Below are 23,700 nucleotides of genomic sequence, written 5' to 3' on the forward strand. Positions count from 1 at the left end.
CGGCTTGTCCGCCCCGCGCTTTCGTACCCCCCGACGTGCCCCGGGCGGGCCCCCGCCCGGGCCCCCGGGGGGGCCCCCGGGCGGCCCCCGGGGGGGCGGGCCGGCCGGCCGGGCCCCCCACGGCGCTTTTCGTTTTCCGGTCCGACGATCGCACCGGGTCTCACCGATCGGGTGCAAGGCCCGGAATTCCCCTGACCCGGAGTTTCCGGCGCGAGCAGGGCTCGTTACAGAAGTACGGAAACGACACGCCGGAATCCGACAGGAGAACGGGAGTCCGGTGTGTCCCCTGATGTGCCGGCACGTGCCAGTACTTGACAGCAAGAGGAAGGACTCATTCATGAAGCCCACCAAGGTTGCCGCGGTCGTCGCCGGTTCGATGATGGCCCTGGGCGCGGCGGCGCCCGCCATGGCCGCCGAGGCCACGCCCGGCCTGAACGGTGCGCTCGGTGCGCTCAGCAGCAGCCAGCCCCTCAAGAGCGACGCGCTGAGCAGCACCACCGAAGGCTCCCCGCTCAAGGCCGTCACGGACACAGCCGAGAAGGTCAACCAGGTCGGCCAGGCGGCCCCGCTGCTCGGCGGCCTTCCGCTCCCCAAGTAGTCGCGTCAACCGGCCGCCGCGCCCTCACCGGCAAGGGTCGAGGCGTTGCTGCGATCGGGCGAACTTCGCCACGCGGCGGTCAAGGGACTCGTTCTTGACGACACAGCACCCACCCACCCCACCTCAAGCTCCTGAAGGGCGTGCGCAGTAATGAACCTGCGAAATCGAGCCGGCATGGGAATCCTGATGTCCTGCCTGGCCTCCGCCGCGATGGCGTCGACCGCCTCCTCCGCGTCGGCCGCCGAGGCTCCCGTGGTCCTGCCGCTGCAGGGCCTGGAGACCGCGGCCCCGGGCCTGGACGCGCCGACGGTGGCGAGCGCCGTGCCCCTGCCGGTGCCCGGCGCCCCGACCGGTCTGACGGACGTGCACGGCGGTCTGCCGGACGCCCAGCTGCCCCGGATCCCCGTCGCGGGCTCCGTGCCGGGCACCCTCGTCGAGGCCCCGCTGCCCGAGCTCCTCGACGGCAGCGAGACCGGCAGCGCGCTGCTCACCACGCCGGGCTCGGACCTCGACGCCGTCACGCCGGGCGCCGTCGTCGGCACCCCGGTCGCCGTGCCGGACGGCCGGCCCGGCCCGCTCGGTCTGTCGCTGCCCGGGGTGACCGCGCCGGAGGCCGGGTTGCTCACGCCGGCGCTGTCCGGGGCGCTCGACTCCGGACTGGGCGTCCAGCCGCCGTCGGTCTGACGCCGACGCGGAACGCACCGTACGGCGAATCGTTCTTGTGTGATCGATGGAGGGGTCGTGAAGACACGATTCTTCCCCGCCACTCCAAGGACTTTCGCTCGTTGCGACAGGAGGCTTGTCGCATGGCCGCGGCCCGTGGACCCGGGATTCGTACCGCCGTATCCGACGGCGGGACGGACTCGGGTCCACGGGCCTTCCTTTCGCCCGGCGAAATCGAACGCGAAAGCGTCGGATGATTGATCTGGGCCGGCTGACGTATTGCCCCGTTACCCCTTCCGCGTCACGGCGTTGAACGCCTGTGACGGCCGCGGTTCTCGCGGTCGCGTTTTTCACCGTTCAAGGAGTTCTTGATGTCTCGCATCGCGAAGGCTGCCGCCGTAATCGCCGGCACGGGTGCCGTCGCCCTCAGCGGAGCCGGCCTGGCCGTCGCCGACTCGGGCGCCCACGGCGTCGCCGCCCACTCGCCCGGTGTCGGTTCGGGCAACGCGGTCCAGGTTCCGGTCCACATCCCGATCAACCTGTGCGGCAACACCGTCAACGTCATCGGGCTGATCAACCCGGCGTTCGGCAACACCTGCGCCAACATCGACGGCGACAACGGCGGCGGCTACGGCGGCTGACCACCGCCCCCCGAGCCGAGAGCGGCCCCCCGGTCCGATGACCGGGGGGCCGCTCCGCGTCCGGCCGCGGGGCCCCTACACGTACCGGTAGACGTGCGAGACGTCGAGCAGGTCCGCGGGCCTGACCTGCCACGGTGCCATCGGCTCGTGCAGCGCCGCGACCCGGCCGTGCTGCGGGTCCCCGGACGGCGGCGGCAGGGCCGGCCGGTAGCCGGACCGCGGGTGGCGCCGCTGCCAGCGGGTCCACAGCACGTCGACGAAGGAGTGGTGCAGCCAGAACACCGGGTCGTTGACCGAGGCCCCGCCCAGCATCATCCCGCCGACCCAGCGGTGCACCCGGTTGTGGTTGCGCCAGCTGGCCGGCCCCGAGCCCGGCCCCCAGCCCTCCAGCAGATTCCGGAAGCCGGAGCGGCTGGTGGAGTCCCACGGCGAGACGTCGTACACCGAGTCGCTCAGCGCCCGTTCCACGTCGGCGGAGGTCGGCAGGCCCAGCGGGGCGCGCGGCCGGCCGAGGTCCCGGGTGAGGAAGCGGGTGGTGGTCATCGACACCGTGATCGGCCAGTTGCCGCCGCCGTACGCGAACGGGCCCGTCGTCACCCGCAGATCGCCGGGCCGGCCCGTCCCGCCCATGAAGTCCGCCGCCCACAGCGCGGAGTCCGGGCGGTTGTCCCGGGTCCAGTCCCAGTACGGGACGGTGACCGCCGGGTCGATCCGGCGCAGCGCCCGCTCGAAGTCGAGCAGCAGCCGGCGGTGCCAGGGCAGGAAGCTGGGCGCGCCGTGCGCCAGCCGCAGCCCGCCGTCGCCGTCGGCCCGGTAGTGGTCGATGTGCAGGCGGACGAAGTCGTCGTACGTGCCGCGGCGCTTGAGCTCCAGGACGGCGGAGACGAACCGGCGCCGCTCGGCGGCCGTCAGATCGCGCTGGTTCTTACGCACGTACGCCACGCGGGCTCCCTCCCGGGTGGCCGCCGTGGGCGGCGGCGAGCGGCGACAGCTGCGCGGAGCCGAGCGCGTCGACGGCCGCGCGGGCCGCGTCCAGCGGCGTCGGGCAGGAGCGGTAGTGGTCGAGCGGGGTGAGCCAGCCGCCGTCGGCGCAGCGCATGACGTGCAGTGGGCGGCCGTCGACGCGGACCCGGACGGCGCCGCCGGCGAGCGGCTCGCCCTGGACGCGGCGGCCGCGGTGGACCTCGTCGAAGTCGAAGCCGGGACGGCCGCCGCCGGCGCGGGGTTCGTCGTTGTCCTTGGCGGCGATACGGGCGAGGGCGCCGCCCGTGAAGGCGGTGACGGCCACCGCGAACAGGGTTCGCAGGGCGTAGCGGCGCGGGACGCTCATACGGTTCTCTCCTGGAGTTCTCTCCGGGGCGAAAAGGACGCAAGGGCGAATGCCCTTCTGGGTAGAACGAGAAAACGCCACCGGAGTCACGCGGGAGACACGGGGGCGGGTGAATGTCTGCCGGACGGGTGACAAAGGCTCGGGGCATTCCCCGGCGGACCACTAGCATCCGGCGTCATGACCTCACCGAACGCGATTTCTCAGGCGCGCAGTGCCAATCCGCTGGGAACGCTCACCGTCATTCCCTGGACCATCGGTCCGCACGAGAACGCCTCCATCACGCCCTTTCTGATGGTGTATTCGCTCGGCGACGGCCGTGACGGCCCCGAGGCCGGCGAGGCCGCGATGCGGGCCGCCCTGGAGGGCATGGGTCTGCAGATCGGCGGCGAGGTCGCCGACGGCACCCGGCGGCCCGGTGTGCACCTGCTCGTCGAGGCCCGCCAGGCCGTGCTGACGCTGCCCTTCATGAAGGTGCAGTGCCCGGTGCCGGCGGAGTGGGAGGCGGCCGCGAAGGAGGGCGAGCAGGTGTACCTGATCGTCCCGACGAAGCCGTGGCCCGAGGCGGTGCCGGGGGAGACGGTGACCGAGGCGCGGCTGAAGACCTTCGTCGCCGACGGCGAGGTGGTCCGCGGCGCGGCCCACATGATGCTGCCGGTGCGCCGCATCCAGGGCTGATCCGATGACCGGGGCGGGTGTACGCGACGGGGTGCCGGGTCAGCGGCACCGGCAGGAGAGGTCCCGCGGGACGGCGCTGGAGACGGACGGCGGGCGGATCGGCGCGAGCCGGGCGCTCGGCTGGCTCCTTGTGGTGACCGGTGCGGCGGGCGTGCTCGCCGGCTGGGTCATCACGCTCGACAAGTTCCACCTCCTGGAGGACCCGCACTTCACGCCGGGCTGCAGCCTCAACCCGGTGGTGTCCTGCGGCAGCATCATGAAGAGCGAGCAGGCGGCGGTGTTCGGCTTCCCGAACCCGATGCTGGGGCTCGTCACGTACGGGATGGTGGTGGCGATCGGGGCCGGGCTGCTGGCCGGGGCCCGTTACCGCGGCTGGTTCTGGCTGGGGCTGAACGCCGGCACGCTGTTCGGCGTCGGGTTCTGCACCTGGCTCATGTACCAGTCCCTGTACGAGATCAACGCACTCTGTCTGTGGTGCTGTCTGGCCTGGACCGCGACGATCGTCATGTTCTGGTACGTGACCTCGCACAACGTGCGGACGGGCGTGCTGCCCGCCCCGGCCGGACTGCGCGACTTCTGCGCCGAGTTCACCTTCGCCCTGCCGGTGCTGCACCTGGGGATCATCGGGATGCTGATCCTGACCCGCTGGTGGGACTTCTGGACGAGCTGACCCGCGTCAGGGGCGGGCCCGCAGGGCCGGGCCGCCCCTGAGCGTGTCGACGGTGCGGCCGAGCAGCGGCACCAGCGCCTCCGGGTCGCGGCCGTGCTCGGCCCAGTACACGGTGGCCTCGCGCAGCGCGGCGAGCACGGCCGCGGTGAAGACCCGTACCTCCAGGTCGTCGGCGTCCCGGCCGGTGCGCCGGGCGAGGACGCGGGCCAGCCGCTGCGCGGTCTCCGCCGTGGTCTCGGTGAGCCGGGCCCGTACGGCGGGGAGCTCGACGAGCAGCCGGGCCCGCAGCAGCAGCTGCTCCCGCTGCTCGGTGAGGGCGGCGCTCACGGCGTCGGTCACCACGGCGCGCAGGGAGTCCAGCGGGTCCTCGCCGGGCGGCCGGGCGAGCAGCCGGGCCTCCAGGAGCTCGTCGCCCTCGTCGCTGAGGAGGATGTCCTCCTTGACGGGGAAGTAGCGGGCCACGGTGCTGGGGGAGACGTCGGCCGCGGCCGCGATCTGCTCGGTGGTGGTCGTCTCCCAGGGCTGGGCCTCGGCCAGCCGGTACGCGGCCCGGCGGATCGCGGCCCGGGTCCGGAGCTTCTTGCGCTCGCGCAGGGTGAGCCGGGGCGCCTCGTCGTCGGGGTTCGTCATGGTGCTTCGTGCCGGCCGGGTCGCCGTCAGGCGTGCTGGTAGGCCACCAGCGAGATGCCGACGTAGTGGACGACGAAGGCGGCGAGGGTGAAGGAGTGGAAGACCTCGTGGAAGCCGAACCAGCGCGGCGAGGGGTTGGGGCGCTTCATTCCGTAGATGACGCCGCCGGCGCTGTAGAGCACGCCGCCGACGATGACCAGGACGAGGACGGCGATGCCGCCGGCCCGCATGAAGTCCGGCAGGAAGAAGACCGCGGCCCAGCCCATGGCGATGTAGCAGGGCGTGTACAGCCAGCGCGGGGCGCCGACCCAGAAGACCCGGAAGGCGATGCCGGCCGCGGCGGCCGCCCAGACGGCCCACATGAGCGGGCGGCCGGTGGTGTCCGGGAGCAGCAGCAGGGTGAGCGGGGTGTAGGTGCCCGCGATGATCAGGAAGATGTTGGCGTGGTCCAGGCGGCGGAGCACGGCCTCGCCGCGCGGGCTCCAGTTCCCCCGGTGGTACAGCGCGCTGATGCCGAACAGCAGGCAGGCGGTGAGCACGTAGATGCCGCAGGCGATCCGGGCGCGGGGCGAGTCCGAGAGCGCGACCAGGGTGAGACCGGCGACGACTACAGCGGGGAACATGCCGGCGTGCAGCCAGCCGCGCAGCCGTGGCTTCAGCGGCATGTGCTGGGCCTGCTCCATCTGGGTCTCCTCCGGCACGGCTGCAGTCATGGGCGGAATGCTACCTACGCGCGCGTAGGGTCACGGCCGGAGTGGCCATGCTCACGTGGGCGGCCCTCTGGACATATGGGCACGGAGGTCGGTTACGATCAAATGAGTGCGGTCGGCACCGGATGAGCAGCTACGACGCATCCGGGTCGAGGCCCCCACGGGGCATACATCTGAAAACCCCTCATCAAGGAGCAATCGTGGCGCGCGAGAACGCGGCTCCCACCACCGTCCCCACCCAGCACAAGGAGCTTGTGGCCTGGGTGAACGAGATCGCCGAGATCACGCAGCCGGACGCCGTCGTCTGGTGCGACGGATCCGAGGCCGAGTACGAGCGTCTGTGCGAGGAGCTCGTCGCCAAGGGAACGTTCAAGAAGCTCGACCCGACTCTGCGCCCGAACTCCTACTACGCGGCCTCCGACCCCACCGACGTGGCGCGCGTCGAGGACCGCACCTTCATCTGCTCCGAGAAGGAGGAGGACGCGGGCCCGACCAACCACTGGAAGGCCCCGGCGGAGATGAAGGAGATCTTCGCGGGCTCCGAGGGCATCTTCCGCGGCTCCATGAAGGGCCGCACCATGTACGTCGTGCCCTTCTGCATGGGCCCGGTCGGCTCCCCGCTCTCCGCCATCGGCGTCGAGATCACCGACTCCGCGTACGTCGCCGTCTCCATGCGCACCATGACCCGCATGGGCCGGGCCGTGCTCGACGAACTCGGCACGGACGGCTTCTTCGTCAAGGCCGTACACACCCTGGGCGCCCCGCTCGCCGAGGGCGAGGCGGACGTGCCGTGGCCCTGCAACTCCACCAAGTACATCTCGCACTTCCCGGAGACCCGCGAGATCTGGTCGTACGGCTCCGGCTACGGCGGCAACGCCCTGCTCGGCAAGAAGTGCTACGCGCTGCGCATCGCCTCCGTCATGGCGCGTGACGAGGGCTGGCTCGCCGAGCACATGCTGATCCTGAAGCTCACCCCGCCGCAGGGCGAGGCCAAGTACGTCGCCGCCGCCTTCCCGTCGGCCTGCGGCAAGACCAACCTGGCCATGCTCGAGCCGACGATCCCCGGCTGGACCGTGGAGACCATCGGCGACGACATCGCCTGGATGCGGTTCGGCGAGGACGGCCGGCTCTACGCGATCAACCCCGAGGCGGGCTTCTTCGGCGTCGCGCCCGGCACCGGCGAGCACACCAACGCCAACGCCATGAAGACCCTGTGGGGCAACTCCGTCTTCACCAACGTCGCGCTCACTGACGACGGCGACGTGTGGTGGGAGGGCATGACCGAGGAGGCGCCCAAGCACCTCACGGACTGGAAGGGCAACGACTGGACCCCGGAGTCCGCGACCCCGGCCGCCCACCCCAACGCCCGCTTCACCGTCCCGGCCGCGCAGTGCCCGACGATCGCCCCCGAGTGGGAGGACACCAAGGGCGTCCCGATCTCCGCGATCCTCTTCGGCGGCCGCCGCGCGTCCGCCGTGCCGCTGGTCACCGAGTCCTTCGACTGGAACCACGGCGTCTTCCTCGGCGCGAACGTCGCCTCCGAGAAGACCGCCGCCGCCGAGGGCAAGGTCGGCGAGCTGCGCCGCGACCCGTTCGCCATGCTGCCGTTCTGCGGCTACAACATGGGCGACTACATGGCGCACTGGGTCAAGGTGGGCGCGTCCGCGGACGCCGCGAAGCTGCCGAAGATCTACTACGTGAACTGGTTCCGCAAGAACGACGCCGGCAAGTTCGTCTGGCCCGGCTTCGGCGAGAACAGCCGCGTCCTGAAGTGGATCGTCGAGCGCCTGGACGGCAAGGCCGAGGGCGTCGAGACCCCGATCGGCATCCTGCCGACCGCGGACTCCCTCGACACCGACGGCCTGGACCTGCCGGCCGAGGACCTGGAGTTCCTGCTCAAGGTCGACCGCGACGTCTGGCGCGAGGAGGCCGCCCTGGTCCCCGAGCACCTGAACACCTTCGGCGACCACACGCCGAAGGAGCTGTGGGACGAGTACCGCGCGCTCGTGGAGCGCCTGGGCTAGTCCCCGCACGACTCGTGGCGGGTTGCCCCGAACACCGCCCTGACCAGTGGGGTCACGACGGCTCGCCACGACGCGGGCGGCCCCCGGAGCATCCTCACCGCTCCGGGGGCCGCCGCATGTCCGCCGCACGTTCGCGGACCGGTCGTCCTACAGGCCGCCCTTACAGGTCGTCCTCCGTGAAGATCGTGTGCGCCTGCTGGCGGCGTGACTCGGCGTCCCGCAGTTCGCCCGCGATCGTCGTCATCTTCTGGTGCAGCGCGTTCAGCTGGCGCTCCAGATGCCGCTCCGGCGGCTCCGCGCCCGGTGCCACCCGGTTCCACCAGCGCGTCCGGACGAAGGCGTCCACCGCCTCCGGGATGTCCTGGCGCACCGCCCGGGACAGCGTGTGGACCGACTCCGGGTCCTGCTTCAGCACGTCCGCGACCCAGCGCGGATCCAGCAGCGCCTCCACGACCCCGTCCAGCTCGGTCAGCCGGCCGGCCGCCGCGGGCGGCAGGTCGACCTCCGCGAGATATGTCCGCAGGGTCGCGAAGTTCTCCCGCAGCGCGTCGAGTTCCTCCTCCGGGTCGGGGAAGGGCGGCACCGGCGGAAGGTCGGGCGGGGCGATCAGCGCGCCGGCGCCGTACAACCCGGCGATGACCACCGGCCAGTACGCGCCGGCCAGGCCGGTGAAGGTCAGCACCAGGCCGGCCAGGCCCGCAGCGGAACCGGCCAGGTTCTTGCGGGACTCCAGGTAGCGGAGCACCGGGTTCGAGGTGCGGTCACTGGTAGCCACGGATCTCCTCGAAGGCGCCGTCGAGCGAACCCGTCGTGGCGTCGAACAGCCGGCCGCCGGTGAGGCTCGCGATGCGTTCCAGTTCGCCGCGGTCCGAGTCGCCGAACAGGATCGGGAAGACCGGGGTGCTCCGGCGGTCCTCCGGCAGCCCCTTGTAGTAGGTCTCGAAACCGGACGCCGGGGCGCCCGCGGTGTTCTCGCCGTCCGTCATCAGCACGACCGAGGTGAACGCGGATCGGGTGTCGCCCGAGCCGATGACCCGGTACGCCTCCTGCAGACTGCTGAAGATCGCCGTCTCGCCGGAGGCGGACAGCCGGCCCGCGTCGGCACGGATCGCGGCCAGCGCCTTCTCCGGGTCCTTCGGGTCGACGGTGTGGGTGCGGACCTGGTCCCGCTTCACCGACGAGCCGAACGGCAGCAGCGTGACCTCCTCCCGGTCCCGGAAGTCCTTCGTCAGCTCGGTCAGCGACTTCTTCAGCCGCTCCAGGCGTTCGCCCGACATGGAGCCGGAGGTGTCGAGCACGTACACCGTGCGCGAGGGCCGGCGCAGCCGGTTCTCGTACGCGTCGAGCAGTCCGTCGGCGACCGACCGGCTGCCGGGGAACGGCAGTTCGCGGCGGGCGTCGGCGGCGATCGCCTGCGCCGGCTTCACCCCGGGGACGACCGGGCGGCGCAGCGTCTTCTCGGTGATCAGCCGCTGGGCCTCGGCGCTGCGCAGGTGCGAGGTGAGCCGGCGGGCGGCGTCCTTGGCCTCGGGGCGGGCCGAGGCCAGGGTGGTGAACGGGTAGTCGGCGGTGACGACGCCGTCGCTGGGGCGGACCACCGTCAGCCGCTGCGGCATCGAGAGCAGCACCGACTCGTAGTTCACCAGCGCGTCCACGTCGGAGCGGCGGGCGTACGCGGTGGCCAGCCAGCCCGACGAGCCGGAGGTCAGCTTCTGCCCGGCGAAGAACTCCTTCAGCCGGGGCGTCGCCCGCGCCACGTCCGCGTCGGTGAGCGCGGACTGCGCGCCGGAGAGACCGGAGGCGATCGAGACCAGGGCGGAGAAGCCGGAGTTGGAGCGGACCGGGTCGGTCATGCCGTAGCCGAGCTTGCCGTCGGCGACGGCCCGGTGGACCTGTGCCCAGGTGACCTTCGCCGGGTCCCAGCCGAGCCGGGCGACCGCCTCGGGCCGCAGGCCGAGGGCGACCGGCGAGGTCATGATCGGCGTCTCGCCGGTGATCCGCTTCCCCGCCTCGGGGCGCAGCCGCAGATAGTCGTTGGACGACAGCCAGACGGCGTCGTACGTGGCGTCGGCCCGGCCGGAGGCCACCTGCTCGACGGCGTCGAGGGTGCCCGCGTACGTGGGGCGCACGGTCACGCCGGTGGCCTTCGCGGCGGCGTCCAGGACCGGCTTCATGTCGGCCAGTTCGGAGGAGGCGAGGACGCGCAGGGTGCCCGGCTTGTACGTGTGGTCGTCCTTGCCGTCCTCCTCGCCGCCGCCGCAGGCCGCGGTGCCGGCCAGGAGCAGGGCGGAGGCGAGGAGGGCGGTGGCCCGGCGCAGCGCCCGGCCGGTGTCGGTACGTCTCATCCGAGGCCGCCTTCCAGGGCGCCGGTGCGGCGGGTGCGGTCCAGGTACGCGCTCGCGGTGTGGAGTTCGGCCGTCAGGGACTCTACCGTCGAGGCCATCGCCTCGGTCGCCTGGACCTTGTACGTGTCGATGGCGTCGAGGGTCCGGTAGATCTGCTGGAACGCGGTGCGCAGCGTGTCCGCGGCCACCGCCGGGTCGGCCGCGATCCGCTGGATCTCGCCGGACTGGCCGGCGAGCACGTCCGAGTTGGTGCGGATCAGCTGGTCCGTGGTCGCGGTCAGCGCGTTGATCTGCTCGGTGACCTTGCGCTGGTTCTCCAGCGCGGAGGAGAGCATGACCGCGATCCGCAGCGCGGACACGGTGGTCGTCGCCGCCCGGTCCACGCCCTTGATCAGCTCGTCGTTGTTGCGCCGGACCACGTCCATCGCGAGGTAGCCCTGGGCGCAGACCGCGAGCTGGGTCAGCAGGTCCTGGTGCTTCTGGCGGACGGGGAAGAGCACGTCGGCGCGGAGCGCGTCGGCCGCGGTGGGGTCCGGGGTCCCGGCGATGTGCGCCTCGACGGCGGCGTCCAGGGCCTCGGTGAGCACCGCGTACTCCTGGAGCTTGCCCATGGTCTCCCACAGCCGGGTCCGCTCGGTCTGCAACGCGGCGTTGTCCCGGCGCAGTTCGTCCTGGCCGCCGCGGAGCGTGGTCACGATCCGGTTGAGGGTGGCCTGCGAGGTGGCGTACTTGGCGATGTGGTCGCGGACCTTGTTGCCGCCGGGCAACTTCGCGAGGAGCTTGCGGGCGCCCTTCGCGGGGGTGTCGCGCGGGTCGAGGTCGTCGATGGTGCGGCGCAGCTCGACCAGCGAGGAGCCGACCCGGGAGGAGGCGTCGCCGCCGCCGTCGGACAGCGAGCGGACGGTGCGGTCCAGCATCCGGTTGGTCTGCTGGGCGGCGCTGCGGATGTCGCCGCCGCCGAGCGCGGTGATCTCGCCGATCCGGCCGGCGAACTCGGGCGAGCGGGGGTCGATGCCGGCGAGCGAGCCGACGTAGTCGGCGGCGCGCCGGGTCATCTCCGTCACGACGGTCTCGTCCAGCGGGACGAGGCCGGACGCCTGCTCGCTGCGGACCGGGGCGACCGGCTCGGGCGGGGTCAGGACGAGCGCCGGTTCGTCGCCGGGCGGGGTCAGGAGCGGCCCCTGCGGGCTGGTGGTCATGCGTGTCCCCCTAGGAGCGGGCCCGCCGCGCCATCTCGTGCAGCACCTCGCTGGTGGGCACGGGCGCCTGGCGGACTCCGGTGAGCGTCTGGTTGATGCGGTCCTTGTGGGCCGCGGTGGCGGCGGTGAACTCGGCGGCGGCGCCCTGCGGGCGGAAGCCGTGCCGGACCGCGAGCTTGCGCAGCTCCGGGTCGGTGGCGAGCAGTTCGCCGACCGCGCGGCCGTTCTCGCTGAGCGGGACGACGGTGTGGTCGCTGCTGACCGTGGAGTCCGGGTAGAGCAGCACCAGGTCCCCGAGGTCCTGCTTCGCGAGCAGCTGGGAGGCGACCTGGGACTCGTACACCAGGACCAGCGGGTTGCCGACGCCGCTGATGAAGTCGCGGAACGGCGCGTCGGAGCCGGACTGCTGGGCGCCCTGCACCTGGGTGAGCTTGCGCAGCAGCGGCGCGGTGCGGTCCACGGCCGCCTTGTCGCCGGCGACCTTGCCGCCGTCGGCGACGTAGCTCGCGGCGGCGAGGTACAGCGCGCCGGAGTTCGAGGCGACGGGGTCGGTCGAGGTGATGAACAGCGTGCCGCTCAACTCCTGGTGTTTCTCCGCCCCCTTGAGCTGCTGCCAGGTCCGGTCGGCGCGGGCGGCGGCCAGGTACGCCTCCATCTTCAGCGTGCCGCCGGCCCGACCGTTCAGCTGCGCGAGCCCGTTGGCCGCCAGCACCTCGGCGGCGCCGCGGTGCGCGACGACGACGAGCGGCGAGTAGAACGGGCGCTGCGGCGCGCCGGTCACCTTCGACTTGGCCCGCAGGGTGTCGGCGGGCGCCTTGGACGACGGGAACGAGAAGTCGTAACCCGTGAGGGTCAGTTGCTCCATGTCCCAGGACCCCGAGGTGTCCGTCGTCACGGTGTAGCCCTTGGCGGCGAGGGCCTTCACCACGTCGGGATCGTCGAAGAACTCCGCCTTCTCCGACCCGATCACTCCACGCACGGTCTTCGTTGCCGTGCCCTCTCCTGTGTCGCGGCCTGCGACGACGGCTGCTGCCACTCCGCCGATCAGCAGCACCGCCAGGATGATTCCCACGATGCGTCTCACGGGGGCAATCTGCTCGCGGAAACCCACATTCCAGGGGGAGTTGGGTGGACGCGAGGTGAAGCTGGTATCGCGGTACCGAACCGGAGCGGGCGGTTTCGGTACGGGGGCGTCGAAAGGCTCTTGACGCCGTGTCAGGCGTGGGTGGCGCCCGGTCCGCGCCGCCTCCCCGGCGCGCGGACCGGGGCCGTCAGGGGGCGCCGACCAGGTCCTGGCCGGCGAGGGCCGCGCTGTGCGCGTCCATCCGTTCGGCCGCGAGGATCGCGGCGGCGGTGTCGGCCCGGGAGGCCGCGACGAGCAGTGCGCGGCCCGCGAGGGCGTGCGCGCGGCGGTGCAGTGCGGCGTCGTCCGCGCCGGACAGCCCGGCGTGCCGGGCCGGGGGCGCGCCGCGGAGCCGGGCGACCTGCTGGGCGATGCGCTCGCCGGCCGGCCCGTCGCCGAGCTCGTCGGTGACCGCGAGCAGTGCGGAGAGGTGCCCGGCGAGCTGGATGTCCAGCTCCTCCTCGCGGGAGCGGTGCGGGTACGTGTCCTGGGCGTCGTCGGCCGTCCGGTGGACCGACTTGGTGCGGATCGGTTCGTACATGGGGACGGCCTCCTGAGGCGGTAGCTCTGGAGACAGCCTACATTGGATTTGGTCTAAAGTTGAGTGCGGTCCGGAGTGTGCCCGCCTTATGGCTGGCTGTAGCCGTCCAGGAACCTGCCGATCCGTGTCACCGCGTCCGCCAGATCCGTGGTGTTCGGCAGCGTGACGATGCGGAAGTGGTCCGGCTCGTGCCAGTTGAAGCCCGTGCCGTGCACCACCATGATCTTCTCGGCGCGCAGCAGGTCCAGGACCATCTGCCGGTCGTCCTTGACCTTGTAGACGCTCGGGTCGAGCCGCGGGAACAGGTACAGCGCGCCCTTCGGCTTCACGCAGGTCACGCCCGGGATCTGGGTCAGCAGCTCGTACGCCACGTTCCGCTGCTCCAGGAGCCGGCCGCCCGGCAGCACCAGGTCCTCGATCGACTGCCGCCCCTGCAGCGCCGCCGCCACCGCGTGCTGCGCCGGCATGTTGGCGCACAGCCGCATGTTGGCGAGGATCGTCAGCCCCTCGATGTACGACTCCGCGTGCGCCTTCGGGCCGCAGACCGCCAGCCAGCCGGAGCGGAAACCGGCCACCCGGTAGTTCTTGCTCATCCCGTTGAACGTCAGGACCAGCAGGTCCGGGGCGATCGCGGCGGTCGGGGTGTGCGTCGCGCCGTCGTAGAGGATCTTGTCGTAGATCTCGTCCGAGCAGACGATCAGGTTGTGCCGACGGGCGATCTCCGTCAGGCCGCGCAGCATCTCGTCGTCGTAGACCGCGCCGGTCGGGTTGTTCGGGTTGATGATCACGATCGCCTTGGTGCGGTCGGTGATCTTCCGCTCGATGTCGGCGAGGTCCGGCATCCAGTCGGCCTGCTCGTCGCAGCGGTAGTGCACCGCCGTGCCGCCGGCCAGCGAGACGGACGCCGTCCACAGCGGGTAGTCCGGCGCCGGGACGAGGACCTCGTCGCCGTCGTCGAGCAGCGCCTGCATCGCCATCTGGATCAGCTCGGAGACGCCGTTGCCGAGGTAGATGTCCTCGACGGAGAGCGGGATGCCCTTCGTCTCGTAATGGCTCATGATCGCGCGGCGCGCGGACAGCAGGCCCTTGGCGTCGCCGTACCCGTGCGCGTCCGCCAGATTGCGGAGCACGTCCTCCAGGATCGCCGGCGGGCACTCGAAACCGAACGCGGCCGGGTTGCCGGTGTTCAGCTTGAGGATGCGATGACCGGCAGCCTCCAGCCGCATCGCCTCCTCGAGCACCGGGCCCCGGATCTCGTAACAGACGTTGGCGAGCTTGGTCGACTGGATCACCTGCATGCCGAGAGCTTACGGCGGGGGCGCACGGGACGCTCCGTGTTTTGGGACACGTCGGACGCTCCGCCCCCTTCCGGGCGGGGCCGGCAGCCGGGCGGGACCCGGCCACCGGACGGGTGTGCACGAGCCCGGCGCACGACCGTTACGATCTGCGCACATGTGTGCGTCCAGGCATCGAAGAAGGAGCCGGATACCGCGCTGGGCCCCGGTCGGTGCAGCCGTGGCGTTCCTCGGCGTGGCGGTCGGCGGGCTCGCCGCGCTGTTCGGCGGCGGCTCCTCCGGCGGGCCCGCGCGGCCGGCGTCCGAGCAGCAGCGCCGGGAGGCGCCGGAGCTGATCGGCGGCGGAGCGGGTACGGGGGCGGCCGCGCCGTCCCCGGGCGCGTCGCAGGACGGCCGCCCGTCGGCGGATCCGGATCCCTCGCCCTCCGCCTCCGCGCCGAAGGCCGTCGCGTCGCGTACCGCGACCGCGCCCGTCCAGAGCTCGCCGCCCGCCTCCGCCGATGACGCGGACGGGCCCGGGAAGCCCGGCAAGGGCCGCGGGGCGAACCGGCGGCCCAGGTAGGTTGACCCGTCATGTGGGTGTGGAGCGCTTCCGGCTGCCGGTGGCTCGGTGCGGCCGGGTCGCTCGGCATCGCCGTGGGCGGGCTCGCGGCGGGCACGCTGCCGGTCCGTGACCCGTGGGGCCTCTGGGAGCCCCGCGGCTCCCTCGCCACCGTGGCCGGCGCCGTCCTCGCGTACCTCGGGCTGACGCTGCTCGTCGCCGCGTGGTGGCGGTACGGGGCGCTGCTCGCCCGCGGGGAGCGCGACCGGGTGCTCGTCACGCTCGGGTGGTGGGCCGCGCCGCTGGTGCTCGCGCCGCCGGTGTACAGCGCGGACGTGTACAGCTACATCGCGCAGGGCGCGATGGTCCTGGAGGGCCACGACGTGTACGCCGCCGGGCCCTCCGTGCTCGGCCCGGGCGATCTCGGCGCGGACGCCGCCGACAGCGTCGGCGGGCACTGGACCTCCACGCCCGCGCCGTACGGACCCGTCTTCCTGCTCCTCGCGAAGGCCGTGGTGTGGGCGACGGGCGGGACGCTCGTGCCCGCCGTCCTGGGCATGCGGCTCATCGCCCTCGGCGCGCTCGCCCTCATCGTCTGGGCCGTACGGGGGCTGGGCGGCGGGCCCCGGGCGCTGTGGCTGGCCGCGCTCAACCCGCTGCTGCTGATCCACGTCGTGGGCGGGATGCACAACGACGGGCTGATGATCGGGCTCATGCTGGGCGGTGTGCTGCTCGCGGTGCGGGGGCGGTGGGTGCTCGGCAGCGTGCTCGTGGGGCTCGCGATCATGGTCAAGTCGCCGGCGGCGGTGGCGCTGCTGTTCGTCGCGGTGATCGTCGCGCGGCGGGGCGGGCCGGTGCGGGGGGCGCTGGTGCGGGGGGTGCTGGGGCCCGGGCTGGTCGCGGCGTCCGTGGCCGCCGCGGCGTCCGTGGCGGCCGGCACCGGGTTCGGCTGGCTGCGCACGCAGGGCGTCGCGGGCTCCATCCACACGGCGCTGTCGGTCACCAGCGACGTGGGCCTGGGGCTGGGCCTTCTGGTGGGCGAGGGCGCGAAGCCGGTGGTGCAGCAGCTGGGGCTGGCCGCTGCGGTCGCGGTCATCGGCTGGGTGGCCTGGCGTACGTGGCAGGGGCGGCTCGACCCGGTGCGGGGGCTGGGCGTCTCGCTGCTGACCCTGGTGGCGCTCTCCCCGATGGTCCAGCCGTGGTACTTCCTGTGGGGCACGGTGGCCCTTGCGGCGGCGAGCGCGTGGAGCGGGCGCGCGTGGCATGTGGCGGCGGTCCTGTCCGCCGCCCTCGTCTACGAAACCGCCCCCTCCGGCCACACCCCTTGGTACGGCTTCGTGGCGGCGGCGGTTGTCGCCGGCGTTGTGGGTGTTCGTACCGCAGGGCGGTGGGGGTACCGCGCCCCTGCGGCGCACACCGCGTGAGACCGTCCGTGTTCGGCTATCCCGCCGTGCGTCTTACCGAGCGGCCCGCCAGGACGTCCGTGCGCCTGCTGTTCTCGATGACGAACTTGCCGTCTATCAGGACGTGCGGGATGCCGGTGGGGAGCGTGCGGGGCGTCTCGTACGTCGCTCCTGCCGCGACCGTCTGCGGGTCGAACAGGACCAGGTCCGCCCGGTAGCCCTCGCGGACCAGGCCGCGGTCCTGGAGGCGGAGCCGGGCCGCGGGGCGGGAGGTGAGGTGGGCGACGCACTCCTCCAGGGTGAGGACGCCCTCCTCCCGTACGTACCGGCCCAGGTACTCCGGGAACGTGCCGTACGCCCGCGGGTGCGGCTTCGCGCCCTGGAGGATGCCGTCCGAGCCCCCGGTGTGCACCCGGTGCCGCATGATCGCGCGGACGTTCTCCTCGTGGCCCACGTGGTGCAGGATCGTGGAGCCGAGGCGGTCGTCCAGGAGGAGGCGGCGGGCCGTGGGCCAGTCGGGGACCCGGTGGCCCACGAAGGGGGTCAGGCCGGGGTTCGTGACGCCTGAGATCTCGATCGTGTTCCAGTCGACCGGCACCCCGTGGCAGCCGTCCGAGCCGAGTTCCTCCAGGTGGTGGCGGATCCGCTCCGCGGTCGCCTCGTCGCGGAGGCGCGCGAGGAGCGCCTCGGGGCCGCCCTCGTGCGCCCAGCTCGGCAGGACGGCGGCGAGCGTCGTGCAGCCGGGGGTGTAGGGGTAGGTGTCGAGGGTGATGTCCGCGCCCTCGTCGAGGGCGCGGTCGAGGAGGGACAGCAGTTCCGGGGCCCGGCCCTTGTTCACGCCGAAGTTCATCGTGGCGTGGGCCAGGTGCAGCGCGCAGCCCGCGTCGCGGGTGAGGGCGACCGTCTCCGCGTACGCCTCCAGGGCCCCGGCCCCGTACGAGCGGTGGTGGGGGCAGTAGTAGCCGCCGTACCGCGCCACGACCCGGCAGAGGGCGGTGAGTTCGGCGTCGGGGGCGTACATCCCGGGGGTGTAGGTGAGGCCGGACGACATGCCTACCGCGCCCTGTTCCATGCCCTCCGCGACGAGTTGCTTCATGCGGACGAGTTCGGCGTCGGTTGCCGGGCGGTTCTCCCAGCCCATCGCGTACATGCGGACCGTGCCCTGTGGGATCAGGTACGCGGCGTTCACCGCGATCCCGCGGTCCAGGCGGTCCAGGTACTCGCCCACCGTGCGCCAGTCGAGGTCGAGGTCCGATCCGTCGCCGTTCCAGCCGGTGATCGCCCTGCGGACCTCGTCGAGCGTGCGGTCGTCGACGGGCGCGTACGACAGGCCGTCCTGGCCGAGGACTTCGAGGGTGACGCCCTGCGCGGCCTTGGCGCTGTGGTCCGGGTCGCGGAGCAGCGCGAGGTCGCTGTGGGCGTGCATGTCGATGAAGCCGGGCGCGAGGGCCAGGCCCTCGGCGTCGAGGATCCGGGTGCCGGTGGGACGCTGGCAGCCCGCCGCCGCGGCCTCCTTGACGATCGAGACGATGCGGCCGTCGTCGATCGCGACATCGGCGCGGTACGAGTCCGCGCCGCTGCCGTCGACGACCTCGGCGTCACGGAGGACGAGATCGGTCATGGTTCTCCTAGAAGAACGTGCGGATGAACTCGACGACGGTGCCGTCCGCTTCGACGACCGGGATCAGCTGCCACTTGTCGAAGCTGGTGCACGGGTGCGAGAGGCCCATGCCGACCCAGTCGCCGACCTGGAGCTGGGCGGTGGGGTCGGTGCGGAGCCAGGCATGCTGGTCGGAGAGGCCGGTGACGGTGATCCCGGCGGCGTCCCGGATCTCGCCGTCCGGGCTGCGGACGACCTGCGCCTCGGGGAGGTGGAGGTCGTACGCGGCGTCCCGCTTGCCCGCGTTGGTGAACGCCTGCTCGGGGGTGGGGCGGGAGATCACCTGGGACCAGAGGCGGAACGCGGGCTGCAGCGCGCCCTCTTCGGGGATCCGGTTGAACGGGGTGAGCTTGCGGTACTGGCCGTCGTCGTGCGAGACGTACGCGCCGGAGCGCAGCAGCTTGAGGACGGGGCGGCTCAGTTCGGGGATCTCCGCGAAGGCGTCGGCGACCACGTCGAACCAGGCGCTGCCGCCGGCGCTGATCACGATCTCGTCGGTGAAGCGGCCCGCCTTGTCGAAGTCGGCGGCCAGCCCGATCAGCCGGTCCAGCCAGTCCCGTACCCGCTCGGGGGTGGCCTGCGGGACCTCGCCCTCGTAGCCGGCGACGCCGACGAGGCGCAGGGTGTCGACGGCGGCGACCGCGTCGGCGATCGCGAGACAGTCCGCCTCGGTGCGCGCGCCGGTCCGGGCGCCGTCGCCGGCCCCGAGTTCGACGACGACGTCGACCGGGCGGGGCGTGCCGCGCAGGGCTTCGTCCATCAGCTCGACGCCGCGGACGGAGTCGACGTAGCAGAGGAAGCGGAACTCGGGGTCCTCGGCGAGTTCGCGGGCGATCCAGCGCAGGGCGGCGGCGTCCACCACCTCGTTGGCCAGGAAGATCCGCTGGATGCCGAAGGCGCGGTAGACGCGGGCCTGGTGCGGGACGGCGGCGGTGATGCCCCAGGCGCCGTGCTCCAGCTGGCGCTCGAAGAGCTGCGGGGACATCGAGGTCTTGCCGTGGGGCGCGAAGGCGAGGTCGTGGCGGCGGGTGTACTCCTCCAGGAGGCGGAGGTTGTGCTCCAGGCGTTCGGCGGAGAGCGCGAGGACGGGGGTGGTGAACCCGCCGGTGAACAGGTTGCGGCGTTCCGCGGCCAGCTCGTCGAGGGTCAGGCCCTGGGCGTCCGGCGGCAGGGACTTGAAGCGGTGGTCGACGCGCTCGTCGTTGAGCCGGTCGGGCCGGACGGCGGGCATGGGTGCCTCCTCTTGTGTTGCATTGTGTGCAACGATCGTTGCGTGTATCGCTTCTTGGTGTCTAACATCCGGGCCGACGCCGGGTCAATGGATCCGCCTGACCGACGAGGAGCCCGAGGGTGACCAGTGCATCGGACGCGGACGTCGTCTGCGTGGGCGAGTCCATGGTCACCTTCGTACCCACGACCGCGGGCCGTCTCGCCGACGTGCCCGCGTTCGCCCGGACGATCGGCGGCGCCGAGTCCAATGTCGCCTGCGCGCTCGCGGCGGCCGGACACCGGGCGAAGTGGGTCGGCCGGGTCGGCGCGGACGGGTTCGGCGACCATCTCGTCGAGGCGATCGGCGCGTACGGCGTCGACGTCTCGGCCGCCGTACGGGACCCCGCCCGGCCCACGGGCGTCTACTTCCGCACGGCGACCGACCGCGCCACCGACGGCCACGAGGTCCTCTACTACCGCGCCGGTTCCGCCGCCTCCGCCATGTCCCCGGCGACGGTGCCGTGGGAGACGGTCGGCGGGGGGCGGATCCTGCACGTCTCCGGCATCACCGCCGCCCTGTCGGACGACTGCCGCGCGTTGATGCACGAGCTCCTGGCCGCCCGCCCCGGCCGCCCGCTCGTCTCCTTCGACGTGAACTATCGGTCCGGGCTGTGGCGTGACGGGCAGGGGGCGGGAGTGCTCCTGGAGCTGGCGCGGGGGGCCGACGTGGTGTTCGTGGGGGCGGACGAGGCGGTGGAGGCGTGGGGGCTGAAGAGCACCGGTGCCATCGCCGACGCACTGCCCGGGCCCGGGCTCGTCGTCGTCAAGCTCGGCGCGGGCGGAGCGATCGCCTTCGACCGGCGTCCGGAAGCCGGCGAGGGCTTGGAGGACGCCGACGGCACCGCCACCCTCGTCCGTGCCCCCCGCGTCGATGCCGTCGCCCCCGTCGGCGCCGGTGACGCCTTCGCCGCCGGGTTTCTGTCCGCGACTCTCCGGGGCCTCGGGGTCAAGGAGCGCCTGCGCCACGGGCATCTCATGGCCGCCGCCGCCCTCACCGTCCCCGGCGACCTGGGCGTTCCCCCGGCCCGTGCACACGCCGACCGGCTCGTCGCCCTGTCCGACGACGCCTGGGGGAGACTTCGTCTCGGCCCCGGCTGGACGGGGGACGACCAGGAGGTACGTACGCCATGAGCCAGACCGTCGATCGCGCGCTCAGCATCCTGCCGCTGCTCGCCCAGGGCCCCGCCGACCTCGGGCAGGTCGCCGAGCGGCTCGGCGTCCACAAGTCGACCGCCCTGCGCCTGCTGCGCACCCTGCACGAGCACGGCCTGGTCTACCGGCAGGAGGACCAGCGGTACCGGCTGGGCGCCCGTCTGTTCGCGCTGGCGCAGGAGGCCGTGGAGAACCTCGACGTCCGCGAGATCGCCCATCCCCATCTGGCCGCCCTCAACGAGCAGATCGGGCACACCGTCCACCTCGCCGTGTACGAGGAGGGCGAGGTGCTGTACATCGACAAGGTCGAGAGCCGCTACCCGGTCCGCATGTACTCGCGGATCGGCAAGCCCGTCGCGATCACCGTCGCCGCCGTGGCCAAGCTGCTCCTCGCCGACCTGCCCGAGCCGGAGCGGCGGGCCCTCGCCGCGAAGCTCGACTACCCGCCGTACACGCCCCGTTCGACGCCGAACGCCGCCGCCTTCCTCGCGGAGCTGGCGACCGTACGCGAACAGGGCTGGGCCACCGACCTCGGCGGCCACGAGGAGTCCATCAACTGCGTCGGCGCGCCCATCCGCGGCGCGGACGGCCGGGTCGTGGCGGCCATGTCGGTCTCCGCGCCCAACGTCGTCGTCACCGCCGAGGAACTCCTCGCCCTGCTCCCGCTGGTGCGCCGCACCGCCGATGCGATCAGCCGGGACTACTCCGGCACCACCCCTCCGAAGGAAGCGACCGCATGACCGAGAAGATCGCGATCACCCCGTCCACGCACACCGCCCCGCCGGCGAGGTTCTCGCACGGCGTGCGGAAGGGCAACATCCTCCAGGTCGCCGGCCAGGTCGGCTTCCTGCCGGCCGTCGAGGGCCAGGCCCCGAAGCCCGCCGGCCCGACCCTGCGCGAGCAGACCCTCCAGACCTTCGCCAACGTCAAGGCGGTCCTGGAGGAGGGCGGCGCGAGCTGGGACGACGTGATGATGCTGCGCGTCTACCTCACGGACGTCGACCACTTCGCCGAGATGAACGAGATCTACAACGAGTACTTCGCGGTGGAACTGAAGGAAGCGCCCGCGGCCCGCACGACGGTGTACGTCGGCCTCCCGAAGGGCCTCCTCATCGAGATCGACGCCCTCGCCGTCCTCGGCTGAACCCGAGCCGATCCGCCTGGGACCGGTGAGGCCCGGGGCACTCAGGTGCCGCGGGTGCACAGGACGTTGTCCCCGCCGTCGATCTTCCAGGTCCAGTAGTCCTTGCCGCAGTTCTGGCCGGGTCCGAGGAATCCGGTGATCTGCATGACCTCGTTCTTCCCCTGGGGCACGGTGTCGGCGGCGCAGCGCCACAGTTCCATGAGGTCCGCGGTGGCGTTGCCGTCGGCCTTCACGAGGGCCGGGAAGCACTGTCCCGTGGCGAACTTCCGCTCCAGGCACAGGATGATCTTGCCGCTCACTTCGGAGCTGTGCAGCCAGTAGTGCATGTCGATTCCCTCGTCGCAGTCGCCGGCGTCGACGGCGCCCGAGTACTTCGCGTACACGCGGGTGTAGGCGTTCGGTGTTCCGCAGTCGACGACCTCGGGGAGGCTGGTGGACCACCTGTCGTAGCCGTCGTCGTACACGGTGAGGCAGTCGCCCTTGTCCACGGCCCGGAAGGCCAGGTCCGCGGGCTCCGGGGTCGGGGTGGGCGTGGGAGTGGCGCCATACGAGGAGCCGCCGCTCGAACCGGGGTTGCCCGAGGGGGTGTCGGACTTCCAGGGCTGCCAGACGAAGACGACGAAGGCGAGGGCGAGGAAGAACAGGGTGAGAGCTCCGTCGACGGAGCTCTTGTGGCCCGAGCCGGTGCGCGTCGGAGGCAGCGCGGCGGCCGGGCCGGCCGTCGAGGCGCGGGCTGCCGAGGGCGTCGACGGGCGGGGGCCGTTCCCGGATGCGCCGGAGGGCGTGGGCGGTTGCTGCTGCTTCCGGCGGTTCTCCTCGGCGGCCCGCTCCCGCGCCGCCTTCGCGTCCGCCTCGGCCCGGGCCTTCGCCTCGGCGGCCTTCGCCTCGGCTTCCCTCCGGGCCCTGGCCTCGGCCTCCGCCTGGGCGCGACGCCGTAATTCCTCCTCGCGTCGCCTGCGGGCCTCCCGGGCCTCCCGGGCGCGGGCCTCCTCCGCCTCGCGCTCGTGTGCCTCCCGCGCCTTGCGCTCCCATTCCTCCTGGGCCGCCTGCGTGTACACGTGCGTCGGGCCGGGACCCGGCACCGGCCGGGTCCGCTGGTTCTCGGTCAGGTCCTCGGCCGTGCCCTGGTCCAGGGTCCGCCCCTGGCGCGCGTACTCCTCGATCAGCGAGGTCCACCTCGGCGGCAGCCAGCGCGCGCCGGACGTCGACTCCGGCAGGCCGGCCAGCGCAGTGGTGAACTCCGTCAGGACGTCCCGCGGCTCGGGCCGTGCGCCGGGGTCCAGCGCGAGGCACGGGGAGACGAGCGGGGCGAGTGCCTTCGGGAGGCCGGAGAGGTCCAGTTCGGCGCGCTGGACCTTGACGAGGAGCCGCAGCGTGTCGTCGTCGTGCGGGTACGGGGGCCGCCCGACCGCGAGATGGAAGAGCGTCGCCCCGAGGGAGTACACGTCGGACGCCTCGGTCGAGGGCTCGCCGCGGGCCTGTTCGGGGGAGGTGAACGCGATCGTGCCGAGCGTGAGGCTGGTGCGGGTGAGGTCGGCGGCGTGCGAGATGCCGAAGTCGATGAGCCGGGGGCCGCCGAGCGGCAGCAGGATGTTCTGCGGCTTCACGTCCCGGTGGACGATCCCGGCGTCGTGCAGGGTGACCAGCGCCTCGGCCGTTCCGGCCGCGACCCAGCGCACCGCCGAGGCCGGCACCTTGCCTTCGGTGCGGACCAGTTCGGCGAGCGAGGGTGCCGCGATGTACTCGCTCGCCATCCAGGGCTGTTCGGCGTCGGGATCGGCGGCGAGCACCCGCGCCGTGTAGGCGCTGTCGACGCGCCGGGCCAGGGCGACCTCGCGGGCGAACCGCCGTCGGTCGGTCTGTCCGATGTCGCCGTCGACGAGCGGTGTCTTGACGGCGACCAGAGGCCCGTTCCCGCGCCCCGTCGTTCCTATGGGGCGGGCGAGATACACCCGGCCCATGCCGCCCGAGCCCAGCCGGCCGAGCAGCCCGTACGGGCCGAGTCGTCGTGGGTCGTCCGCGCCGAGCGGCTGAACGCGCGCCCCTGTCATGCCGTACCTCCCCCATGGCACCGTTCCCCCTCCACA

At 72.6% G+C, this 23,700-nt stretch carries 24 protein-coding genes; 11 read left to right on the top strand and 13 right to left on the bottom strand.

The features are described from left to right. Window positions 1–337: 337 nt before the first annotated feature. The 3 genes from ACGFMM_RS33930 to ACGFMM_RS33940 all read left to right on the top strand — a co-directional run bounded on the left by ACGFMM_RS33930 (window position 338) and on the right by ACGFMM_RS33940 (window position 1,902). A complete protein-coding gene (locus tag ACGFMM_RS33930) occupies window positions 338–598 on the top strand; it encodes a hypothetical protein (protein ID WP_393650353.1) in 261 nt (86 codons plus the stop codon). A 174-nt stretch (window positions 599–772) separates the two neighbouring features. Further along, on the top strand, window positions 773–1,282 hold the full coding sequence (locus ACGFMM_RS33935; RefSeq protein ID WP_393650354.1) for a hypothetical protein: 510 nt from the start codon (window positions 773–775) through the stop codon (window positions 1,280–1,282). Between the two features lie 350 nt (window positions 1,283–1,632). Next, window positions 1,633–1,902, top strand: a complete 270-nt coding sequence (locus ACGFMM_RS33940) for a chaplin (protein WP_393650355.1) — start codon at window positions 1,633–1,635, stop codon at window positions 1,900–1,902. 75 nt (window positions 1,903–1,977) lie between these two features. On the opposite strand, the gene ACGFMM_RS33945 is transcribed toward ACGFMM_RS33940, so the two are convergent. Continuing rightward, a complete protein-coding gene (locus ACGFMM_RS33945) occupies window positions 1,978–2,844 on the bottom strand; it encodes a tyrosinase family protein (RefSeq protein WP_393650356.1) in 867 nt (288 codons plus the stop codon). Beyond that, complete coding sequence (locus tag ACGFMM_RS33950; RefSeq protein WP_393650357.1) at window positions 2,828–3,232, bottom strand: tyrosinase family oxidase copper chaperone; 405 nt, start codon at window positions 3,230–3,232, stop codon at window positions 2,828–2,830. The genes ACGFMM_RS33945 and ACGFMM_RS33950 overlap by 17 nt, the downstream gene beginning before the upstream one ends. A 177-nt stretch (window positions 3,233–3,409) precedes the next feature. Between ACGFMM_RS33950 and ACGFMM_RS33955 the strand changes: the two genes are divergently transcribed. Together ACGFMM_RS33955 and ACGFMM_RS33960 are read left to right on the top strand one after the other, a co-directional pair. After that, window positions 3,410–3,907: a DUF5949 family protein gene (locus ACGFMM_RS33955; RefSeq protein ID WP_393650358.1), complete on the top strand. Its 498-nt coding sequence runs from the start codon at window positions 3,410–3,412 to the stop codon at window positions 3,905–3,907. 4 nt (window positions 3,908–3,911) lie between these two features. Then, window positions 3,912–4,577, top strand: a complete 666-nt coding sequence (locus ACGFMM_RS33960) for a vitamin K epoxide reductase family protein (RefSeq protein WP_393650359.1) — start codon at window positions 3,912–3,914, stop codon at window positions 4,575–4,577. Window positions 4,578–4,583: 6 nt separating this feature from the next. Here ACGFMM_RS33960 and ACGFMM_RS33965 read toward each other — a convergent pair whose 3' ends face one another. Both ACGFMM_RS33965 and ACGFMM_RS33970 read right to left on the bottom strand, forming a co-directional pair. Further along, a complete protein-coding gene (locus tag ACGFMM_RS33965; RefSeq protein WP_393650360.1) occupies window positions 4,584–5,207 on the bottom strand; it encodes a TetR family transcriptional regulator in 624 nt (207 codons plus the stop codon). A 26-nt stretch (window positions 5,208–5,233) separates the two neighbouring features. Continuing rightward, on the bottom strand, window positions 5,234–5,920 hold the full coding sequence (locus ACGFMM_RS33970; RefSeq protein WP_393650361.1) for a hemolysin III family protein: 687 nt from the start codon (window positions 5,918–5,920) through the stop codon (window positions 5,234–5,236). A 197-nt stretch (window positions 5,921–6,117) separates the two neighbouring features. On the opposite strand from ACGFMM_RS33970, the gene ACGFMM_RS33975 reads away from it, so the two are divergent. Continuing rightward, on the top strand, window positions 6,118–7,941 hold the full coding sequence (locus ACGFMM_RS33975; RefSeq protein WP_393650362.1) for a phosphoenolpyruvate carboxykinase (GTP): 1,824 nt from the start codon (window positions 6,118–6,120) through the stop codon (window positions 7,939–7,941). Window positions 7,942–8,101: 160 nt separating this feature from the next. On the opposite strand, the gene ACGFMM_RS33980 is transcribed toward ACGFMM_RS33975, so the two are convergent. From ACGFMM_RS33980 to ACGFMM_RS34005, 6 genes are all read right to left on the bottom strand, one after another. Further along, the gene (locus ACGFMM_RS33980) at window positions 8,102–8,716 is read right to left on the bottom strand and encodes a hypothetical protein (protein WP_393650363.1); all 615 of its coding nucleotides are present in this window, start codon (window positions 8,714–8,716) and stop codon (window positions 8,102–8,104) included. Next, on the bottom strand, window positions 8,703–10,286 hold the full coding sequence (locus ACGFMM_RS33985) for a substrate-binding domain-containing protein (RefSeq protein ID WP_393650364.1): 1,584 nt from the start codon (window positions 10,284–10,286) through the stop codon (window positions 8,703–8,705). The genes ACGFMM_RS33980 and ACGFMM_RS33985 overlap by 14 nt, the downstream gene beginning before the upstream one ends. Continuing rightward, window positions 10,283–11,485, bottom strand: coding sequence for a toxic anion resistance protein (locus tag ACGFMM_RS33990; RefSeq protein WP_393650365.1), 1,203 nt, complete (start codon window positions 11,483–11,485; stop codon window positions 10,283–10,285). Before ACGFMM_RS33990 ends, ACGFMM_RS33985 begins: the two co-directional genes overlap by 4 nt. A gap of 10 nt (window positions 11,486–11,495) precedes the next feature. Continuing rightward, window positions 11,496–12,596 carry a hypothetical protein gene (locus tag ACGFMM_RS33995; RefSeq protein ID WP_393650366.1) on the bottom strand — a complete coding sequence of 367 codons (1,101 nt, stop codon included), beginning with the start codon at window positions 12,594–12,596 and terminating at the stop codon, window positions 11,496–11,498. A 160-nt stretch (window positions 12,597–12,756) separates the two neighbouring features. Next, window positions 12,757–13,149, bottom strand: coding sequence for a hypothetical protein (locus ACGFMM_RS34000; RefSeq protein ID WP_393650367.1), 393 nt, complete (start codon window positions 13,147–13,149; stop codon window positions 12,757–12,759). Between the two features lie 86 nt (window positions 13,150–13,235). Continuing rightward, the gene (locus ACGFMM_RS34005) at window positions 13,236–14,447 is read right to left on the bottom strand and encodes a pyridoxal phosphate-dependent aminotransferase (RefSeq protein ID WP_393650368.1); all 1,212 of its coding nucleotides are present in this window, start codon (window positions 14,445–14,447) and stop codon (window positions 13,236–13,238) included. A 217-nt stretch (window positions 14,448–14,664) separates the two neighbouring features. On the opposite strand from ACGFMM_RS34005, the gene ACGFMM_RS34010 reads away from it, so the two are divergent. Beyond that, window positions 14,665–15,006, top strand: a complete 342-nt coding sequence (locus ACGFMM_RS34010) for a hypothetical protein (RefSeq protein WP_393650369.1) — start codon at window positions 14,665–14,667, stop codon at window positions 15,004–15,006. Window positions 15,007–15,017: 11 nt separating this feature from the next. After that, window positions 15,018–16,409: a polyprenol phosphomannose-dependent alpha 1,6 mannosyltransferase MptB gene (mptB, locus tag ACGFMM_RS34015; RefSeq protein ID WP_393650370.1), complete on the top strand. Its 1,392-nt coding sequence runs from the start codon at window positions 15,018–15,020 to the stop codon at window positions 16,407–16,409. A 16-nt stretch (window positions 16,410–16,425) separates the two neighbouring features. On the opposite strand, the gene ACGFMM_RS34020 is transcribed toward mptB, so the two are convergent. Both ACGFMM_RS34020 and ACGFMM_RS34025 read right to left on the bottom strand, forming a co-directional pair. Then, on the bottom strand, window positions 16,426–18,009 hold the full coding sequence (locus tag ACGFMM_RS34020) for an amidohydrolase family protein (protein WP_393650371.1): 1,584 nt from the start codon (window positions 18,007–18,009) through the stop codon (window positions 16,426–16,428). A 7-nt stretch (window positions 18,010–18,016) separates the two neighbouring features. Beyond that, window positions 18,017–19,279 (bottom strand): amino acid deaminase, encoded by a 1,263-nt coding sequence (locus ACGFMM_RS34025; RefSeq protein ID WP_393650372.1) that lies wholly within the window; start codon window positions 19,277–19,279, stop codon window positions 18,017–18,019. A gap of 164 nt (window positions 19,280–19,443) precedes the next feature. On the opposite strand from ACGFMM_RS34025, the gene ACGFMM_RS34030 reads away from it, so the two are divergent. From ACGFMM_RS34030 to ACGFMM_RS34040, 3 genes are read left to right on the top strand one after another with little or no spacing between them, the layout of a single operon-like run. Further along, complete coding sequence (locus tag ACGFMM_RS34030) at window positions 19,444–20,448, top strand: sugar kinase (protein ID WP_393650420.1); 1,005 nt, start codon at window positions 19,444–19,446, stop codon at window positions 20,446–20,448. Continuing rightward, the gene (locus ACGFMM_RS34035; protein WP_393650373.1) at window positions 20,445–21,209 is read left to right on the top strand and encodes an IclR family transcriptional regulator; all 765 of its coding nucleotides are present in this window, start codon (window positions 20,445–20,447) and stop codon (window positions 21,207–21,209) included. Before ACGFMM_RS34030 ends, ACGFMM_RS34035 begins: the two co-directional genes overlap by 4 nt. Further along, window positions 21,206–21,613 (top strand): RidA family protein, encoded by a 408-nt coding sequence (locus tag ACGFMM_RS34040; RefSeq protein ID WP_393650374.1) that lies wholly within the window; start codon window positions 21,206–21,208, stop codon window positions 21,611–21,613. The genes ACGFMM_RS34035 and ACGFMM_RS34040 overlap by 4 nt, the downstream gene beginning before the upstream one ends. A 41-nt stretch (window positions 21,614–21,654) precedes the next feature. On the opposite strand, the gene ACGFMM_RS34045 is transcribed toward ACGFMM_RS34040, so the two are convergent. Then, window positions 21,655–23,664: a serine/threonine-protein kinase gene (locus tag ACGFMM_RS34045; protein ID WP_393650375.1), complete on the bottom strand. Its 2,010-nt coding sequence runs from the start codon at window positions 23,662–23,664 to the stop codon at window positions 21,655–21,657. Between the last annotated feature and the right edge of the window lie 36 nt (window positions 23,665–23,700).

It is taken from the genome of Streptomyces sp. NPDC048604, assembly GCF_043199435.1.
Lineage (GTDB): Bacteria > Actinomycetota > Actinomycetes > Streptomycetales > Streptomycetaceae > Streptomyces.

What these genes read in the sequence shown, in the direction of transcription:
- ACGFMM_RS33965 (WP_393650360.1), bottom strand. Translation starts at nt 5,207, where the DNA reads ATGACGAACCCCGACGACGAGGCGCCCCGGCTCACCCTGCGCGAGCGC.
- ACGFMM_RS34005 (WP_393650368.1), bottom strand. Translation starts at nt 14,447, where the DNA reads ATGCAGGTGATCCAGTCGACCAAGCTCGCCAACGTCTGTTACGAGATC.
- ACGFMM_RS33950 (WP_393650357.1), bottom strand. Translation starts at nt 3,232, where the DNA reads ATGAGCGTCCCGCGCCGCTACGCCCTGCGAACCCTGTTCGCGGTGGCC.
- ACGFMM_RS34030 (WP_393650420.1), top strand. Translation starts at nt 19,444, where the DNA reads ATGGTCACCTTCGTACCCACGACCGCGGGCCGTCTCGCCGACGTGCCC.
- ACGFMM_RS34020 (WP_393650371.1), bottom strand. Translation starts at nt 18,009, where the DNA reads ATGACCGATCTCGTCCTCCGTGACGCCGAGGTCGTCGACGGCAGCGGC.
- ACGFMM_RS33970 (WP_393650361.1), bottom strand. Translation starts at nt 5,920, where the DNA reads ATGACTGCAGCCGTGCCGGAGGAGACCCAGATGGAGCAGGCCCAGCAC.
- ACGFMM_RS34000 (WP_393650367.1), bottom strand. Translation starts at nt 13,149, where the DNA reads ATGTACGAACCGATCCGCACCAAGTCGGTCCACCGGACGGCCGACGAC.
- ACGFMM_RS34045 (WP_393650375.1), bottom strand. Translation starts at nt 23,664, where the DNA reads ATGACAGGGGCGCGCGTTCAGCCGCTCGGCGCGGACGACCCACGACGA.
- ACGFMM_RS34040 (WP_393650374.1), top strand. Translation starts at nt 21,206, where the DNA reads ATGACCGAGAAGATCGCGATCACCCCGTCCACGCACACCGCCCCGCCG.
- ACGFMM_RS33930 (WP_393650353.1), top strand. Translation starts at nt 338, where the DNA reads ATGAAGCCCACCAAGGTTGCCGCGGTCGTCGCCGGTTCGATGATGGCC.
- ACGFMM_RS33940 (WP_393650355.1), top strand. Translation starts at nt 1,633, where the DNA reads ATGTCTCGCATCGCGAAGGCTGCCGCCGTAATCGCCGGCACGGGTGCC.
- ACGFMM_RS33955 (WP_393650358.1), top strand. Translation starts at nt 3,410, where the DNA reads ATGACCTCACCGAACGCGATTTCTCAGGCGCGCAGTGCCAATCCGCTG.
- ACGFMM_RS34035 (WP_393650373.1), top strand. Translation starts at nt 20,445, where the DNA reads ATGAGCCAGACCGTCGATCGCGCGCTCAGCATCCTGCCGCTGCTCGCC.
- ACGFMM_RS34025 (WP_393650372.1), bottom strand. Translation starts at nt 19,279, where the DNA reads ATGCCCGCCGTCCGGCCCGACCGGCTCAACGACGAGCGCGTCGACCAC.
- mptB (WP_393650370.1), top strand. Translation starts at nt 15,018, where the DNA reads ATGTGGGTGTGGAGCGCTTCCGGCTGCCGGTGGCTCGGTGCGGCCGGG.
- ACGFMM_RS33960 (WP_393650359.1), top strand. Translation starts at nt 3,912, where the DNA reads ATGACCGGGGCGGGTGTACGCGACGGGGTGCCGGGTCAGCGGCACCGG.
- ACGFMM_RS33935 (WP_393650354.1), top strand. Translation starts at nt 773, where the DNA reads ATGGGAATCCTGATGTCCTGCCTGGCCTCCGCCGCGATGGCGTCGACC.
- ACGFMM_RS33985 (WP_393650364.1), bottom strand. Translation starts at nt 10,286, where the DNA reads ATGAGACGTACCGACACCGGCCGGGCGCTGCGCCGGGCCACCGCCCTC.
- ACGFMM_RS33990 (WP_393650365.1), bottom strand. Translation starts at nt 11,485, where the DNA reads ATGACCACCAGCCCGCAGGGGCCGCTCCTGACCCCGCCCGGCGACGAA.